Source organism: Micromonospora sp. NPDC005194 (genome assembly GCF_040608335.1).
In the GTDB taxonomy this organism is placed as follows: Bacteria; Actinomycetota; Actinomycetes; order Mycobacteriales; family Micromonosporaceae; genus Micromonospora.
Window position 1 is genome coordinate 1 of record NZ_JBEXIA010000013.1, and the last position, 15,106, is coordinate 15,106.

The 15,106-nt window shown below is 71.6% G+C and carries 14 protein-coding genes and 1 pseudogene; 8 read left to right on the top strand and 7 right to left on the bottom strand.

Translation table 11 applies throughout. The annotated features are described in order from the left end of the window. Positions 1 to 349: 349 nt before the first annotated feature. Positions 350 to 967: a DUF4126 domain-containing protein gene (locus tag ABZU53_RS13710; RefSeq protein ID WP_355066038.1), complete on the bottom strand. Its 618-nt coding sequence runs from the start codon at positions 965 to 967 to the stop codon at positions 350 to 352. Between the two features lie 71 nt (positions 968 to 1,038). Here ABZU53_RS13710 and nucS point away from each other — a divergent pair, with 71 nt between their 5' ends. Beyond that, entirely contained in the window at positions 1,039 to 1,698 is a 660-nt protein-coding gene (gene nucS, locus ABZU53_RS13715; RefSeq protein ID WP_039908963.1) for an endonuclease NucS, read from the top strand. Positions 1,699 to 1,702: 4 nt separating this feature from the next. On the opposite strand, the gene ABZU53_RS13720 is transcribed toward nucS, so the two are convergent. Together ABZU53_RS13720 and ABZU53_RS13725 are read right to left on the bottom strand one after the other, a co-directional pair. After that, positions 1,703 to 2,362, bottom strand: coding sequence for a class I SAM-dependent methyltransferase (locus tag ABZU53_RS13720; protein WP_354856936.1), 660 nt, complete (start codon positions 2,360 to 2,362; stop codon positions 1,703 to 1,705). 79 nt (positions 2,363 to 2,441) lie between these two features. Continuing rightward, complete coding sequence (locus tag ABZU53_RS13725; protein ID WP_355066040.1) at positions 2,442 to 3,938, bottom strand: aldehyde dehydrogenase family protein; 1,497 nt, start codon at positions 3,936 to 3,938, stop codon at positions 2,442 to 2,444. A gap of 256 nt (positions 3,939 to 4,194) precedes the next feature. Here ABZU53_RS13725 and ABZU53_RS13730 point away from each other — a divergent pair, with 256 nt between their 5' ends. From ABZU53_RS13730 to ABZU53_RS13755, 6 genes and pseudogenes are all read left to right on the top strand, one after another. Then, positions 4,195 to 4,611 carry an FHA domain-containing protein gene (locus ABZU53_RS13730; protein WP_354856940.1) on the top strand — a complete coding sequence of 139 codons (417 nt, stop codon included), beginning with the start codon at positions 4,195 to 4,197 and terminating at the stop codon, positions 4,609 to 4,611. A 106-nt stretch (positions 4,612 to 4,717) separates the two neighbouring features. Beyond that, positions 4,718 to 5,803 (top strand): alpha/beta hydrolase, encoded by a 1,086-nt coding sequence (locus ABZU53_RS13735; protein WP_355066042.1) that lies wholly within the window; start codon positions 4,718 to 4,720, stop codon positions 5,801 to 5,803. Positions 5,804 to 5,928: 125 nt separating this feature from the next. Further along, positions 5,929 to 7,719 (top strand): 3-hydroxybutyryl-CoA dehydrogenase, encoded by a 1,791-nt coding sequence (locus ABZU53_RS13740; protein ID WP_355066044.1) that lies wholly within the window; start codon positions 5,929 to 5,931, stop codon positions 7,717 to 7,719. Positions 7,720 to 7,759: 40 nt separating this feature from the next. Next, positions 7,760 to 7,990: pseudogene (locus ABZU53_RS13745) on the top strand (sigma factor); the annotation flags it as partial. A 694-nt stretch (positions 7,991 to 8,684) separates the two neighbouring features. Then, positions 8,685 to 9,008, top strand: a complete 324-nt coding sequence (locus ABZU53_RS13750) for a hypothetical protein (protein WP_231640156.1) — start codon at positions 8,685 to 8,687, stop codon at positions 9,006 to 9,008. A gap of 70 nt (positions 9,009 to 9,078) precedes the next feature. Continuing rightward, positions 9,079 to 9,876: an alpha/beta hydrolase gene (locus ABZU53_RS13755; RefSeq protein ID WP_354856948.1), complete on the top strand. Its 798-nt coding sequence runs from the start codon at positions 9,079 to 9,081 to the stop codon at positions 9,874 to 9,876. Between the two features lie 3 nt (positions 9,877 to 9,879). Here the strand turns inward: ABZU53_RS13755 and ABZU53_RS13760 are convergent, their stop codons facing one another. The 3 genes from ABZU53_RS13760 to ABZU53_RS13770 all read right to left on the bottom strand — a co-directional run bounded on the left by ABZU53_RS13760 (position 9,880) and on the right by ABZU53_RS13770 (position 12,113). After that, positions 9,880 to 10,974: an AI-2E family transporter gene (locus ABZU53_RS13760; RefSeq protein ID WP_355066211.1), complete on the bottom strand. Its 1,095-nt coding sequence runs from the start codon at positions 10,972 to 10,974 to the stop codon at positions 9,880 to 9,882. 150 nt (positions 10,975 to 11,124) lie between these two features. Continuing rightward, positions 11,125 to 11,313 carry a DUF397 domain-containing protein gene (locus ABZU53_RS13765; protein ID WP_354856950.1) on the bottom strand — a complete coding sequence of 63 codons (189 nt, stop codon included), beginning with the start codon at positions 11,311 to 11,313 and terminating at the stop codon, positions 11,125 to 11,127. Then, on the bottom strand, positions 11,304 to 12,113 hold the full coding sequence (locus ABZU53_RS13770) for a helix-turn-helix transcriptional regulator (RefSeq protein WP_354856951.1): 810 nt from the start codon (positions 12,111 to 12,113) through the stop codon (positions 11,304 to 11,306). The genes ABZU53_RS13765 and ABZU53_RS13770 overlap by 10 nt, the downstream gene beginning before the upstream one ends. A gap of 304 nt (positions 12,114 to 12,417) precedes the next feature. Between ABZU53_RS13770 and ABZU53_RS13775 the strand changes: the two genes are divergently transcribed. After that, complete coding sequence (locus tag ABZU53_RS13775; RefSeq protein ID WP_355066213.1) at positions 12,418 to 12,729, top strand: hypothetical protein; 312 nt, start codon at positions 12,418 to 12,420, stop codon at positions 12,727 to 12,729. Positions 12,730 to 12,818: 89 nt separating this feature from the next. Here ABZU53_RS13775 and ABZU53_RS13780 read toward each other — a convergent pair whose 3' ends face one another. Beyond that, a complete protein-coding gene (locus ABZU53_RS13780) occupies positions 12,819 to 15,050 on the bottom strand; it encodes a hypothetical protein (protein ID WP_355066046.1) in 2,232 nt (743 codons plus the stop codon). Between the last annotated feature and the right edge of the window lie 56 nt (positions 15,051 to 15,106).

Sequence of the window (15,106 nt, forward strand, 5' to 3'; positions counted from 1 at the left end):
ACCAACCCCGAGTACTCCACCACCGCGTTCCTCAAGGGCCTGCGTCAGGTTGACGGCTGGCAGGACATGCCCCTGACCCAGGCCGCGCAGACCGTACAGGTCTCCGCCTACCCGGACGCCTACGCCCAGTGGGAGCAGCAGGCCACCGACCTGGTCACCCAGCACTGGAACAGCTGACCCACCGCACGACCCGACCAATGGCCGGCACCCGAGAACGGGTGCCGGCCATTGTCATGCCCGCGAGATCTTGGACAGTTTCCGTCAGCTGCTGACGGAAACTGTCCAGGATCTGAAGGCGCGAGCGGGCGAGCGGAGCGGAGCCGGTGCGCCCCGCGAGGAAGGCCCCAGGTCAGACGCGGAAGCCGGCGGCGCGGGCCGCCTCGCGTTCCCGACGGCGTTCGGAGCGTCGACGGAAGAACCAGTAGATGAACACGACCAGGCCGACCAGGAAGGCGAGCACCAGCACCGGCAGGATGATCGCGACCAGGGAGACGACCACGCTTGTCGCGTCCTCGGCGGTGCTGGCGACCGGGGCGCCGAACCCGGCGGTGGTCGCGTTGATGACTGGCCGCGCGGCGGACTTGAGCAGGTGTACGCCGAAGGCGAGCAGGACGCCGGTGGCCACGGGCACCCACTGGTGGGAGGTGAAGAAACTCCCCGGGTCGCTGACGGTCACGGTCTCCGAGGACGAGCCCGCGCCGAAGGCGAGGCCGCCGGCGGTGGGCCGGACGACGGTCTGCACCACGTCGTTGATGTGGTCGACCACCGGCACCTTGTCCGCCACCATCTCGACGGCGAGCAGGACGGCCAGGATGACGATGACCCAGCCGTTGCCGAGCCACGTCCAACCGCTGGGCAGGTCGATCAGGTTGGTGTAACGACCGAGTAGACCGAGGATGAGCAGGGGTATGTAGGCGTTCAGCCCCGCTGAGGCGGCGAGGCCGGTGCCGGTGAGGACTTCGAACACGGTCTCAGCATCGCACCGACGCGCCAGTGCCGCTCGGTGGCGGTCGCCGGGTGCTCGGCTACCCTCGTCGGGTGCGGTTGGTCATTGCGAAGTGCTCGGTGGACTACGTCGGACGGCTCTCGGCTCACCTGCCGCCGGCCACCCGGCTGTTGATGGTGAAGGCGGACGGGTCGGTGTCCATCCATGCCGACGATCGTGCGTACAAGCCGCTGAACTGGATGAGCCCGCCGTGTCGGCTGGAGGAGGCCCCCGGCGTGTGGCGGGTGGTCAACAAGGCCGGCGAGGAGCTGCGGATCACCCTGGAGGAGGTCTTCCAGGACACCTCGTACGAGCTGGGTGTGGATCCCGGCCTGCGCAAGGACGGGGTCGAGGCGCACCTGCAGGAGTTGCTGGCGGCCAACCCGGGTGTGCTCGGCGAGGGGTACACGTTGGTGCGCCGCGAGTACATGACGGCGATCGGGCCGGTGGACCTGCTGTGCCGGGACGCCAACTCCGGCGCCGTCGCCGTCGAGATCAAGCGGCGTGGCGAGATCGACGGGGTGGAGCAGTTGACCCGCTATCTCGAACTGATGAACCGCGACCCGCTGCTCAGCCCGGTCACCGGCGTCTTCGCCGCCCAGGAGATCAAGCCGCAGGCCCGGGTGCTCGCCGCCGATCGGGGCATCCGGTGCGTGGTCGTCAACTACGACCGGCTGCGCGGCATCGAGAAGGACGAGCTGACCCTCTTCTGACCGCTCACGCCTCGGTTCGGACGGCGATCAGCGACTTCGGCAGGCCGGCCAACCGCTCGATGAGCATTCGCGAGTCGGGGAAGTAGTGGCGCATCTGCGAGCGGTCCAGCAGTTCGGTCCAGAGCACCTGGTGAATGGCGGCTTCGTGGCTGCGGGTCGGTTTGTGCCCGAGAGGCCAGCGGCGGGCGAGCGCGGTGCGCAGCCGGATCGGCAGGAACTGCATTCCGGGCGCGATCCAGTGCGGCTCGATGGGGAAGTAGCGGTAGGGCGTCTGCACCCAGTGGCGATCGGCCAGTGACCGGGCCGCGGCGGCGAACCGCAGCCGGCGTTCGTGCCCGCCGACGTGCTCCAGCACCGAGTTGGAGAAGACCAGGTCGTAGGCGCCGTTGGCGACATGGGGTGGCAGGTCGCAGGCGTCGGCCTGTTCGACGTGGGCCCATTCCGGCACCGCGGCGGGCGGCTGTTCCAGGTTGACCACTGTGACCCGGGCCGGTCGGACGGTGGCGCGGTGCCAGGTGCCGAGCCGGCCGCCGAGGTCGACGACATGCATGTCGCCGATCTCGGGAAAGGTGCGCGCCAGCCAGTCCGAACGACGACGCCGCTGCCGTGCGCTCCACGACTGGTCACTGTCGACAAGGCGGTGGCGCAATCGATTGTGGCCCATTTAACGCAATGTACCGCCGCGAGCACGATGCATAAACATGTGGATACGCTGATCAACGCCCAGATCGGTTATCCGACACTCATCTGCCGTACATCATCTTGATGGCCTTGATGAGGCGTGCCACGTCGGTCGGGGTGCGTTCGAAGGTCATCGACGGCAGCAGCGATCGTGCCCGGCGGCGGGTGATGGCCTTGGCGCGGCCGAACTCGCGCAGGCCGTCCTCGCCGTGGATCCGCCCGAAGCCGGAGTCGCCGACCCCACCGAACGGCAGCGTGGACATCCCGGCGAAGGTCAGGGTGGAGTTGATCGAAGCCATCCCCGAGCGCAGGCGCCGCGCGATGGACACCGCACGCTGCCGGCCGAAGACCGAACCCCCCAGGCCGTACGACAGGGCGTTGGCGCGGGCGACGGCCTCGTCGGCGTCGCGGACCCGGCTGATGGTCAGCGTCGGGCCGAAGGTCTCCTCGCGGACGGCGGGCGACTCCTCCGGGACGTCCACCAGCACGGTCGGATGCACGTACGGAGGTTGCACCGCATCCGGGCCGCCGAGCACGGCGCGACCGCCGGAGCTGACCGCGGCGTCGATGTGGCGGCGGATCACCTCGATCTGGCCGGGCATGGTGATGGGGCCGATGTCGGCGCCCTCCGGGCCCACGGTCAGCCGGCCGGCACGGGCGACGACCTTGTCGACGAAGGCGTCGAAGACCGCGTCGACGGCGTAGACCCGCTCGATGCCGATGCAGGTCTGGCCGGCGTTGGTCATGGCGCCCCAGACGCACGCCTCGGCGGCGGCGTCCAGGTTGGCGTCGCTGTCGACGATCATGGCGTCCTTGCCACCGCCCTCGATCAGCACCGGAGTCAGCGTCTCGGCGCAGGCGGCCATCACCTTCCGGGCGGTCGCGGTGGAGCCGGTGAAGGCCACCTTGTCGACCCCGGAGCGGCACAGCGCCGCGCCCACGTCACCGAGGCCGTGCACGGCGGTGAACACCGGCTGCTCGGGCACCACCTCGGCGAAGGTGTCCACCAGCCACTGGCCGACGGCGGGCGTGTACTCGCTGGGCTTGAACACCACGGCGTTGCCGGCGGCCAGGGCGTACGCGGCGGAGCCGATCGGGGTGAAGACCGGATAGTTCCACGGGCCGATCACAGCGACCACGCCGTGCGGCTGGTATTCCAGGTGCCCGGAGAACTCGGCGAGGATGAGCCGCGACCGCACCCGGCGCGGACCGAGCACCCGACCGGCGTTGCGCGCCGCCCAGTCGACGTGCTCGATCGCGGTGACGATCTCGACGATGGCGTCGGGGACCGGCTTGCCGCCCTCGACGTGCACCAGGTCGGCGAGCTGCTCGATCCGCTGGGCGAGCAGCGCGCGCCAGCGCAGCAGCCGTTGCCGGCGGCCGGTGAAGCCCAGGCCGGCCCACCACTCGCCGGCGGCGCGGGCCCGGTCGACGGCCTGCCGCACGTCGGCAGCGGTGGCGACGGGCAGGCGGCCCGCCTCGGCGCCGGTGGCCGGACTGGTGGAGACCAGCTGGTCCGCCTCGATGAGAGGGGTGCCGGGGACATGCACAGCCGTCATGGCGGAAGTCTAGACCCGAACATTACTCATCGGTAGGGCACGATTTCGGGTCGGCCGGACGGGAGTTGCCTCGGCCCGCCCGCTCGTTGATCAGTGCAGGTCAGGCGCTGGGTGCCGGAGGCCGGCCGCCCGAATCGTCGAACGGCGGGTGGCCGGGAGGTGACGAGGAGCTGACCGGCTGGTCGGTATTGACGATTACCGTCTGATGGCAGGCTGACGCGCGGAGTAACGGTGTGGGGTGGAGGGCTGACTGTCCATGGAGGAACATCCGGAACTGCTGCCGCTGTTGACGGTCGCTGGTGGGCCGATGCGCGGCGCGAGCTTTCGCCTTCGGGTCGAGCCGCAGGTGATCGGTCGGGCACCGACCGGTCACGTGGTCATCAACGACCCGCACCTGAGCCGCCGGCACGCCGAGGTGTGGCTGGCCCCGGAGGGTGCCTCGCTGCGTGACCTGGGCTCGACCAACGGCACCTGGCTCAACGACCGCCGGATCACCGAGGTGGAACGCCTCTCCGACGGCGACGTGATCCGGCTCGGTCGGACCGAGCTGCGCCTGTTCGACCCGGGGGTCGCCCACACGGATCCGGTCGGGCTCAGCTTCGGCCCGGCCCGGCGGGACATCCGCCCGACGCTGCCCCTGCCGTTGGCCACCCCGCCCACCGGCCGCCGCTGACCCGCGGCGAAGGCCCCTGCCGGGGTGTGGGCGGTGGTCCGCCACACCGGGCGGTGCCGCCGGGTGGCTGTCCAGCACCTGGACCGGCGGACAACGGCGTGGCAGCATGCCGCGGATGGAGAGCGAGCAGCGGATCGTGACGGCGAACGGCACGACCCAGGCGGTACGGGTGGCCGGCCCGCCGGACGGCACTCCGGTGCTGCTGATCCACGGCAACTGCTCGTCCTCGCTGTTCTGGGAACCGTTGCTCCGGCGGCTGCCGCCGACGCTGCGGGTCGTGGCCCCTGACCTGCGGGGGTACGGCGACTCCGCGACCGCTCCGGTGAACGCCACGCGGGGCCTGCGGGACTTCGCCGACGACATCGCCGCCCTGCTGGACGACCCGACGCTCTTCGCCAGCGCCAGCGCCAGCGGCAGTGGCCTGCCCGTGGTGGTCGGGCACTCCCTGGGCGGGGGAGTGGCGATGAGGTTGCTGGTCGACCATCCGCACCGGGTGGGCGCGCTGCTGCTGGCCGCGCCGGTGTCGCCGTACGGCTTCGGTGGCACGCGCGACCTGACCGGCACGCCGACCACCCCCGACTTCGCCGGTACCGGCGCCGGCACGGCCAACCCCGACTTCGTCGCGCGGCTCGCCGCGGGTGATCGCGACGCCGACGCGCCGGCCAGCCCGCGCGCGGTGCTGCGGGCCACCTACGTGGCCGATCCCGCCTCGCTGGGCGTCGACGAGGAGCTGCTGCTGGACAGCGTGCTGTCCACGGCGACCGGCGACGACAACTACCCCGGTACGGCGGTGCCCTCGGCGAACTGGCCGGGCACCGCGCCGGGGGAGCGCGGCGTGCTCAACGCGCTCGCCCCGACCTGGTTCCGGATCGCCGACGAGCTGGTGGCCGTCGCACCCAAGCCGCCGGTCACCTGGGTACGCGGGGACGCCGACGTGATCGTGTCGGACACGTCGCTGTTCGACCTGGCGTACCTGGGTTCGCTGGGTGTCGTGCCCGGCTGGCCGGGCGAGGAGTCCTGCCCGCCGCAGCCGATGGTCGGCCAGACCCGTGCGGTGCTGGAGCGGTACGCGGCGGCCGGCGGCGCGTACCGCGAGGTGGTGTTGCCCGGCTGCGGGCACAGCCCGCACCTGGAACGCCCGGCGGAGTTCGTCGCGGAGCTGCTCGCGCTGACCGGCGTGCCGGCCGTCTAGCGGCCCCTCGCGCCGTGGGTGAAATATGCCACGGCGTCTCGACAACCGAGCGTCACGTGGCAGACTCGCGCGCATAACCTTAGCGGCCGTTCAGTGGCCGTGCGGAGTGTCTGGGGAGGCCGATCGTGGCGCGCGAGTTCAGCACCGTGGGTGTGGTGGGGCTGGGCACCATGGGTGCCGGCATCGTCGAGGTCTTCGCCCGCAACGGCATCGACGTGCTCGCGGTCGAGATCTCCGAGTCGGCGCTGGAGCGCGGCCGGGCCACCCTCACCGGCTCCACCGATCGCGCCGTGGCCAAGGGCAAGCTCGCCGAGGCGGACCGGGACGCGCTGCACGAGCGGGTGCGCTTCGCGGTGGGGCTGGACGCCCTGCACTCCGTGGACCTGGTGATCGAGGCGGTGCCCGAGCACCTGGACCTCAAGCAGCGCATCTTCGCGGAGCTGGACCGGGTCTGCCGGCCGGACACCATTCTCGCCACCAACACCTCGTCGTTGAGCGTCACCGAGATCTCGGTCGCCACCACCCGGCCCAACCAGGTGATCGGCATCCACTTCTTCAACCCGGCGCCGGTGATGAAGCTGGTCGAGGTGGTCCGCACCGTCGTCACGTCGCCCGAGGTGGTCGCCGACGTCGAGGCGTTGTGCGCCCGGCTGGGCAAGGTCGACGTCACCATCAACGACCGGGCCGGCTTCATCGCCAACGCGCTGCTCTTCGGCTACCTCAACCACGCGGTCGGCATGTTCGAGTCGCACTACGCGACCCGGGAGGACATCGACGCGGCGATGAAGCTCGGCTGCGGCCTGCCGATGGGCCCGCTGGCGCTGATGGACCTGATCGGCCTGGACACCGCGTACGAGATCCTGGACACGATGTACCGCCGCGGCGGGCGGGACCGCCGGCACGCCCCCGTGCCGCTGCTCAAGCAGATGGTGACGGCGGGGCTGCTCGGCCGGAAGTCCGGTCGGGGTTTCTACACCTACCAGCGGCCGGGCTCCCCGGTCGTCGTACCGGACGAGGCGACGCCGCCGGCCACGGAGGCCGCGCTCGCCGACGGCGCGCGCGCGATCGCGAAGGTCGGTGTCGTCGGCTCCGGGACGATGGCCACCGGGATCATCGAGGTGTTCGCGAAGGCCGGCTACGAGGTCGTTTCGGTGACCCGGGGCGCGGAGAAGTCCGCGGCGGTCTGCGAGGCGGTGAAGACCTCGCTGAACAAGGGCGTGGTGCGCGGCAAGCTCGCCGAGTCCGACCGGGACGCCGCGCTCGGCCGGATCAGCTGGTCGGCCACGCTCGACCACCTCGCCGACGTCGACCTGGTGGTCGAGGCGGTCGTCGAGGAGTTGAGCGTGAAGAAGGCGCTCTTCGCCAGCCTCGACGAGATCTGCAAGCCGGGCGTGGTGCTGGCCACCACCACCTCGTCCCTGCCGGTGATCGACGTGGCGATGGCCACCCAGCGGCCGGCCGACGTGGTGGGCCTGCACTTCTTCAACCCGGCGCCGGTCATGCCGCTGGTCGAGGTGGTCCGGACCATCCGTACCTCCCCGGAGGCCACCGCCACCGCGCGGGCGGTCTGCGCCGCGCTGGGCAAGACCGGTGTGGTCTGCGGCGACCGGTCCGGGTTCATCGTCAACGCGCTGCTCTTCCCGTACCTGAACGACGCGGTGAAGATGCTGGAGGCCAGCTACTCCACCGCCGACGACATCGACCACGCCATGAAGCTGGGCTGCGGCTACCCGATGGGCCCGTTCGAGCTGCTCGACGTGGTGGGGCTGGACGTCTCGCTGGCCATCCAGCGGGAGCTGTATCTGGAGCTGCGCGAGCCGGGCTTCGCGCCCGCGCCGCTGCTGGAGCACCTGGTCACGGCCGGCTACCTGGGCCGCAAGACCCGCCGCGGCTTCCGCGACCACTCGCACCGCTGACCGGGTCAACGCCGGAGGGACCGGGCCGCGTCTACCGGATGTGACCTTCGAGGAGTACGTCTCCAGCCGCGGCCCAGCCCTCGTGCGGCTGGCGCGGTTGCTCACCGGTGACGAGCACCGGGCCGAGGACCTCACCCAGGAGGTGCTGTCCCGGGCGTACGTGCACTGGCGCAGGATCGCCCGCGCCGACCGGCCCGACGTGTACGTGCGCCGCATGCTCGTCAACGCCAACAACTCCTGGTGGCGTCGCCGGTCGAGCCGTGAATTGTCCACCAGCGTCTCGTTCGGCAACGTCCAGGTCGACGTGGCCGGGCCGGGGCCCCAGACCTTCGACGGCACGATCCACCCGACGAGCGATGGCGCGAGTGGCGTGGTCACGTCGTGGCGTCCCGCGCCGGGTCTGTACGCCCGTGCCGTCATCCTGGGAGGGGACCGCGCCGGGCTGGAGCAGGCGGTCCGGGCGCTGCGCTGGAACGAGGCCCGGTCGTGCGCCGTGCCGCTGCGGCTCGGCAGCCTGCCCGACCGCGCACCGATCACCTCCTGCTCGGTCGACGTCAGCTCATACCCGAGACTGGTCACCTCGGACTTCACCCTTGCGCGGGCGGCGACCCACGTCATGTTCGTGAACTACCGCTACGCGAGCGGGGCCGGCACCCGTACCGAGGGGAACCGGACCATCGCTGGCCGGCCCGCGAATCTCTCCGCGGACGGGACGACACTGGATCTTTTCGGCATCCGCAAGACGGTGGTGAGCGTGAACTTCGGCTGGCAGTGGGACGGCCCGCGGCCGACCGGCGTCGAGCCGGGCGCGACGAGCGGTTTCACCGAGGCGGACGCGACGACCGTGCTGGCGGGAGCGCGGGTCGTCGAGGACCCGACGCGGCCACAGAGTTGGAAGTGATCGCAGCCGTCGGACGGACCGGCCCGGGGGCTGGTCCGTCCGACGGACCGTACGCTTGGTGACTGTGAGCCCTCGTCGCAATCGCCCTCGCCGGGACGAGAACGCCAACCTGGACGCCGACCGCGTCCGGCAGGGTGTCGCCTCGGTGCAGCAGTGGACCGACGGCGCCTGGCAGGTACGCGGCATCGGGGCGGGCGCGTCGGTCAAGACGTACCGCTGCCCCGGTTGTGACCAGGAGATCCGACCCGGGGTGGCGCACCTCGTGGCCTGGCCCGCCGACGGCCTGGGTGACCTGACCGACCGCCGGCACTGGCACAGCGGGTGCTGGCGTGCCCGGGAGCGGCGCGGCCCGGCGGTGCAGCGCGGCCGGGGCACGCCGCGCTACTGAGCGAGCGACCTGGATCACCCTGATCGTGCCTGGGCGGGCGGCGGCGGTGAGTTCGCGACAGACTTGAGCGGTGAGCACAGCGATCCGCGCGTCGTCGATCCTGCCCGGCCGCCGGGAGGACATCGAGCTGCACACCGCCGACGGTCTGCGGCTGGTCGGCGAACTGGCCCTGCCGGCCGACCGGCCCCCGGTGGCCACCCTCGTCTGCCTGCACCCGCTGCCCACCCACGGCGGAATGATGGACAGCCACGTGTTCCGCAAGGCGGCGTGGCGGCTGCCCGCGCTGGCCGACGTGGCCGTGCTGCGGTTCAACACCCGGGGCACGAGCAGTGTGCGCGGCACCAGCGAGGGGGCCTTCGACGGCGCGGTGGGTGAGCGCTACGACGTGGCCGCCGCCATCGAGTACGCGGAGTTCGCCGAACTGCCCAACATCTGGCTGGTCGGCTGGTCGTTCGGCACCGACCTGGCCCTGAAGTACGGGTGCGACCCGGCGGTGGCCGGAGCGATCCTGCTATCCCCGCCGCTGCGGTTCTCGGCCCCGGACGATCTGGCGACCTGGGCCGACTCGGGTCGGCCGCTGGTGGCGCTGGTGCCCGAGTTCGACGACTACCTGCGCCCGGCCGAGGCGCGGGAGCGGTTCGCGGCGGTGCCGCAGGCCGAGGTGGTCGGGGTGCCCGGCGCGAAGCACCTCTGGGTCGGCGACGCGGAGACCGTGCTCGACGAGATCGTCAAGCGGGTCAACCCGGCGGCCGAGGTGCCGCTGCCGACGACCTGGGACGGGCCGATGGAGACCGGCGACGTCAGCGCGTACGCCGACCGAACGGTGGCCGCCTTCGCGGACACGCCCGTCCCCGGGCCGGCCGACTGACAGTCAACTCCGCTCCTGGCGGGGGAGCACCACCTCGCGCAGGATCAGTTGCAGCGCGGCCACCGTGGGGATGGCGATCAGCGCGCCCACCACGCCCAGCAGCGCCACCCCGAGCAGCGCGGCCAGCAGGGCGGCGACCTCGTTGACCTCCACCGAACGCCGCATCACCTTCGGGTAGATGAGGTAGTTCTCGATCTGCTGGTAGATCAGGAAGAAGACCGCGCAGGCGATGCCGGTGGGCAGGTCGGCGGCGAAACCGACAAGGCTCACGATCACCGCGCCCAGGGTCGCGCCGATCTGCGGGATCAGGTCGGTCACCGCGACGACCACGGCCAGCGCGAACGGGTACGGCAGCCCGACGATCAGCGCGAAGACGAAGGTGGTCGCGCCGGCCAGCACGGCGATGCTCAGCGCGCCGACCATGTAGGCGCCGACCTTCGCCAGGATCTCGTCGCCGATCAGCTGCACCCGCTCCCGCCGCGACCGGGGCACCACCGAGTAGCCCAGCGAGCGCAGCCGGTTGAAGTAGGCCAGGAAGTAGATGGTCAGCACCAGCACGGTCAACGTCCGGAACACCGTGCCGAAGATCAGTTGGGCGCCGCCGAGCACCCCGCCGAGCGCCCGGCCGATGGTGGCCGCGTTGGCCGCGCCCTGCACCCGCTCCACCACGTCGTACCGCTCCACCAGGTCATTGACCGTCGGATTGCGGCGCAGCTCGTCGAGCAGGCTCGGGATCTGGTCGATGAACTGCCCGGACTGCGTCACGATCGGCGGGACCAGCGCCACCACGCCCCCGCAGAGCAGCAGCACCACGGTCAACGCCACCACCGTCACCGCCAGGCCGTGGGGCACACCCCAGGTGCGTAGCCGCACCACCGCCGGGTTGAGGCCCACCGCGAGGAAGAGCGCGATCACCACCAGCACGAGGATGCCGCCGGCATTGCGAATCCCCAGATAGAGGGTGTACGCCAGCAGCACGCCCAGCGCGCCCGTGAAGCCGACCAGGAAGCTGCTGCGTCGCAGTGGACGCCCCGGCGTGCCGAACTTCCCGGACGGCACGGCAGGCGGCGCCTCCGGGTCGATCCCCGGTGCCGGCACCGGCACGGGAGGCGGCGTCTCGTCCGGCGGCGGCGTCTCGACCGGCAGTGGCGTTTCCGCCGGCGGTGGCGTTTCCGCTCGCGGGGGACCTGGGGTCACGTCCGGGTCGTCGCCGGACGGGTCGTGCTGCGGCACCAGGGACCTCCCGGCTCAGGCGGTGGGATGGCGGGCGGCGGCCACGAACGCCCGCCACGCGGCTGTCGCGAACACCAGCACCGCGCCGGACGGGTCCTTGCTGTCCCGCACCCCCACCAGTCCGGGCAGATTGTCCGCCACCTCGACGCACTCACTGTTACCGCTGCGAGTGGAGGTGCGCCAAACCGCGCCGCTCAGGTGCATGAATTCACTGCTTCCTTCATCAGGTCAATCGAGTGCCGATGAGAGAGCGCTTCGTTTCTCACCGTCTCCCATCGTGAGAGCAGCGTAGCTACGTCACCATCTCGGTCAACCACGACGCCGGCAAGCTGGTTTTCGAGGTTGCCGACCCAGCCACCGTCGGCGCCGCGCGCAAGCGTGAAGGGTCCGGACATCCCGACGTGCACTCCAACCTCGGCGGGAATGACGTGCACGCTGACCGGCGGGCGTTGGGCGTAGGTGATCAACTGGGTGAGTTGCTCGACCATGAGCCCACGCATGTGCTCAGCGGTGTGCCGCAGCGCGTGTTCGTCCACGACCGCGATGAGCTGCGGTGGGTCGGGTTGCGTGAGGATGGACTGGCGGTCCAGGCGCGCTTGCACGCGGCGTTCGACCTCGTCGTCGCTGAGCAGATCGTCGCAGCGGATCACCGCGCGGGCGTAGTTCTCGGTCTGCAGCAGACCCGGGACGAGCGTGGGCTGGAAGCAGCGCAGTTGGCGGGCGGTCCGCTCGGCGTCCAACCAGGGCCGGAACCAGCTCGGCAGGCCGTCGCGCTCGGCGAGCTTGAGCAGGTGCACGAGCAAGCCTCCGGTGGTCAGGACCTCGTCGGCGCGGGCCAGGAAGAGCCGGTCCAGCGGCCGTTGGCCCAGCTCCAGCGCGGACACCATCGAGCCGGAGTAGTGCACCAGCCGACCGAACTCCTCCTGACTCATCCCGGCGGCGGTCCGCAGCCGGCGCAGTTGGGCGCGGATCATATCGGCCGTCGGCGCGGCGTCGCCTTCCACAGTGCCTCCGCAGGTTGTTGGTGATCGCCACCGGTCGACCCGGCGGACCACGCCGTTACCCCAGTCACGCCGGCGGACACGACGATGCCTTCCGACCGTAGTGGTGTTCTCAGCAGACTGTCACGTACCCGGTCGCCGCTGTCGCCCCAACCGGCGGCGCGTCCGTTCTGAGTCAGTCGAGGAGGTATCGATGCCGCGCCTTCGCCGTTCCGGTCGGTCCGACCCCGTTCACCCGGTGCCGAGGTCGCCCGCCGGCTGCACGCCGTCGGGTTCCGGTCCACAGGAACGGGCCCGTACGTCCGGGCTGCCGCTGCCGCGGCTCGGGCCGTACCCCCTGTTTCCCCGAGCCTGCGGCGATCGGACGCCGCACACCCCGCTGCGGCCTCTGTGGTGCTGCCGGGCCGACGGCCGACCATGGCCCTGCGCGGACGCCCGGCTGCTGCTCAAGGCGGAGTTTGACGCGGACCCGGTGGCCCTGACCATCTACCTGGCCGGCCTCTACCATGAGGCGGCACACGACCTGTACCAGCTCAACCCCTACGACGGGCCGACGCCCCGGGAGTTGTTCGAACGGTTCGTCGCGTGGCGCCCGTTCCGCCGCCCGATCATCGACTAGACCCGGCCGACGCGCAGATCTTGGACAGTTTCCGTTCCTGTTGAACGGAAACTGTCCAAGATCTCGAAGCTCGGACGGGTGGGTGCCCGTCAGTCCTTCTCGATCGTGACCTTGCTGGGCTTGGCGCTGCGCTCGTCGGTGGTCGGCTTGCTGGGGCGCTTGCCGTTCTCACCGGTGCTGGTGATCTTCGTCGGCTTGGCGCCCCGGCCACCCTCGCCCGGAACGGCCGCCACGGTCGGTTCGCCGTCCACCCCGGCGCTGGCCGCGCCGCCGTCGACAGTGGTCACCGGCTCGGCCACCGGGCGGGCCGTGGACTGCTCGGACTCGCCGGCCGCGGCGGCCTTCGCCGGCTGCCGGGCGTCGTCGGGCTCGGCCTTGCGGCCGTTCGCCGTGCCGGCGGCGACCGGCACACCGGCGTCGTCGGGCTCGCTCTTGAGACCGTTCGCCGTGCCGGCGGCGACCGGCGCACCGGCGTGGTCCGGCTCGATCGTGAGGTCGCTCGCCGTGCCGGCGGCGACGGGCGCACCGGCGTCATCGTCACCGATACCCGACCCGGTGGCGGCCTCGCCGCCCGCCGGCGTGGTCGCGGCCGTCGGGTCGGGGCGGTCGTCCGTGGCCGGTGCGGTCGGGCCGTCGATCGGGCCGGTGGTGCTGCGCAACCGCACCTCGGCCATCTGCCGCTCGAGCTCGTCGGACTCCTGCCGCGCCTTCCAGGTCTCCTGCCGCAGGTCGGCGAGCTGCTGCTGGGCCTGCGCGATCTCCAACATCACGTGGGCGAGCTGCTGCCGGCCGGCGGCCGCCTCCTGCTGCGTCGCCGCCAGGTGCTGCTGCGTGGTCGCCAGGTGCTGCTGGGTCGTGGCCGCGTACTCCTCGAACTGGCGGCGCGAGGCCGCGACGTGCTCGTCGGCCTTGCGGCGCTTGTCACCCGCCTCGGTCGCGGCGCGGCTCAACAGCTCGGCCGACTCCGTCTCGGCGCGCTGGCGCAGGGCCGACGCGTCCCGCTCGGCCGCCTGACGGATCGCATCGGCGCCCTGCTCGATCTCGTTCTTGCGGGCGGTGTACTCGGTCTCCAGCTCGTTCTTGCGGGCTGTGAACTCGGATTCCAGCTCGGCGCTGCGCGCAGCCCAACCCGACTCCAGCTCCTGCTGGCGGTTGGCGAACGTGGACTCCAGCTCCTGCTTGCGGGACTCGTGCTGCTTGTCCAGCTCGTCGCGCCGCTTGGCGAACTCCTGCTCGGCGGTGGACCGTCGCTGGGCCAGCTCGCGGTCGGCCGCCTCGCGCCGCGAGTTGACCTCCTGCTCCACGCCGGCTCGCCAGGCGCCCAGCTCCTGCTGGGTCTGCGCCCGGGACTGCTGCACGTACGCCTCGGTCTCGCTGCGCATCCGCTGCACGTACGCCTCGGTCTCGGACCGACTGCGCTTGGCCGACTCGGACGCCTGCGTGGTCAGCCGCTCGGCCTCCTGCTGTGCCTTGGCGCGGGTGGCGCGGCCGGCCATCGACGCGTCGTCGATGATCTGCTTGGCCTCCTGCTGTGCCTTGGCGTGGGTCGCCCGGCCCGCCTCGGTCGCCGTGTCGGTGAGCCGCTTGGCCTCCTGCTGGGCCTTGGCGTGCACCTCCTTGGCCGCCTCGCGCAGCTCGCCGGCCTCCTGCCGGGCGGTGGTCAGCGCCTCGCGGGCCGCCTCGCGCAGCTTGGTGGCCTCCTGCTGTGCCCGGGTGTGGATCTCCTTGGCGGTGTCCCGCAGGTGGGTGGCCTCCTGCTGGGCCTTGGCCAGCTCGTCCTGTGCGGTCTTGCGCAGCTTCGCCGACTCGTCCTTGGCCGACCGCAGGGTCGCGTCCGCCTCCGCGCGGCGGGAGGCGCTGTGCCGCTCCTCCTCCTGGCGCCGGGCGGCGAGAGCGATCTCGAAGTCCTTCAACGCCCGCGCGGCCTGCTCGCGGGCCTCCTCGATGATGTGCTCGGCGGTGGCGCGACGGGCGTCGATCTCCTCGTTGGCCGCCGACAGGATCTGCTCGGCCTGCTCCTCGGCGAGGGTGAGGATCGACTCGACGCGGGGGCCCAGGTGCCGGAAGGAGGCCCGGTCCACCACGTTCATCTGCTTGCGGACCTGGGTCAGATCCCGTTGCAGCACCTCGACCTGGCCGGCGAGCTTGTGGATCTGTGTATAGGCCTGTTCCCGTTCGGCGGCGAGGGTCGCGATCTCGTGCTCGGCACGCGCGACGTACCGGTCAACCTGTTTCTTCTCGTACCCCCGCAGAGCGGACTCGAAGCTGGGCTCCGTGGTCACGTCCCCGCCGAGAGCGAACAGTTCCTCGCCGTGCGACATGCCCCCATCCTCACACGCATCGCCCCCTGCTGGGGCGATACGGACGCCCCTTGTGG

What these genes read in the sequence shown, in the direction of transcription:
- ABZU53_RS13720 (WP_354856936.1), bottom strand. Translation starts at nt 2,362, where the DNA reads ATGGGCCACAATCGATTGCGCCACCGCCTTGTCGACAGTGACCAGTCG.
- ABZU53_RS13725 (WP_355066040.1), bottom strand. Translation starts at nt 3,938, where the DNA reads ATGACGGCTGTGCATGTCCCCGGCACCCCTCTCATCGAGGCGGACCAG.
- ABZU53_RS13730 (WP_354856940.1), top strand. Translation starts at nt 4,195, where the DNA reads ATGGAGGAACATCCGGAACTGCTGCCGCTGTTGACGGTCGCTGGTGGG.
- ABZU53_RS13735 (WP_355066042.1), top strand. Translation starts at nt 4,718, where the DNA reads ATGCCGCGGATGGAGAGCGAGCAGCGGATCGTGACGGCGAACGGCACG.
- ABZU53_RS13765 (WP_354856950.1), bottom strand. Translation starts at nt 11,313, where the DNA reads ATGCACCTGAGCGGCGCGGTTTGGCGCACCTCCACTCGCAGCGGTAAC.
- ABZU53_RS13780 (WP_355066046.1), bottom strand. Translation starts at nt 15,050, where the DNA reads ATGTCGCACGGCGAGGAACTGTTCGCTCTCGGCGGGGACGTGACCACG.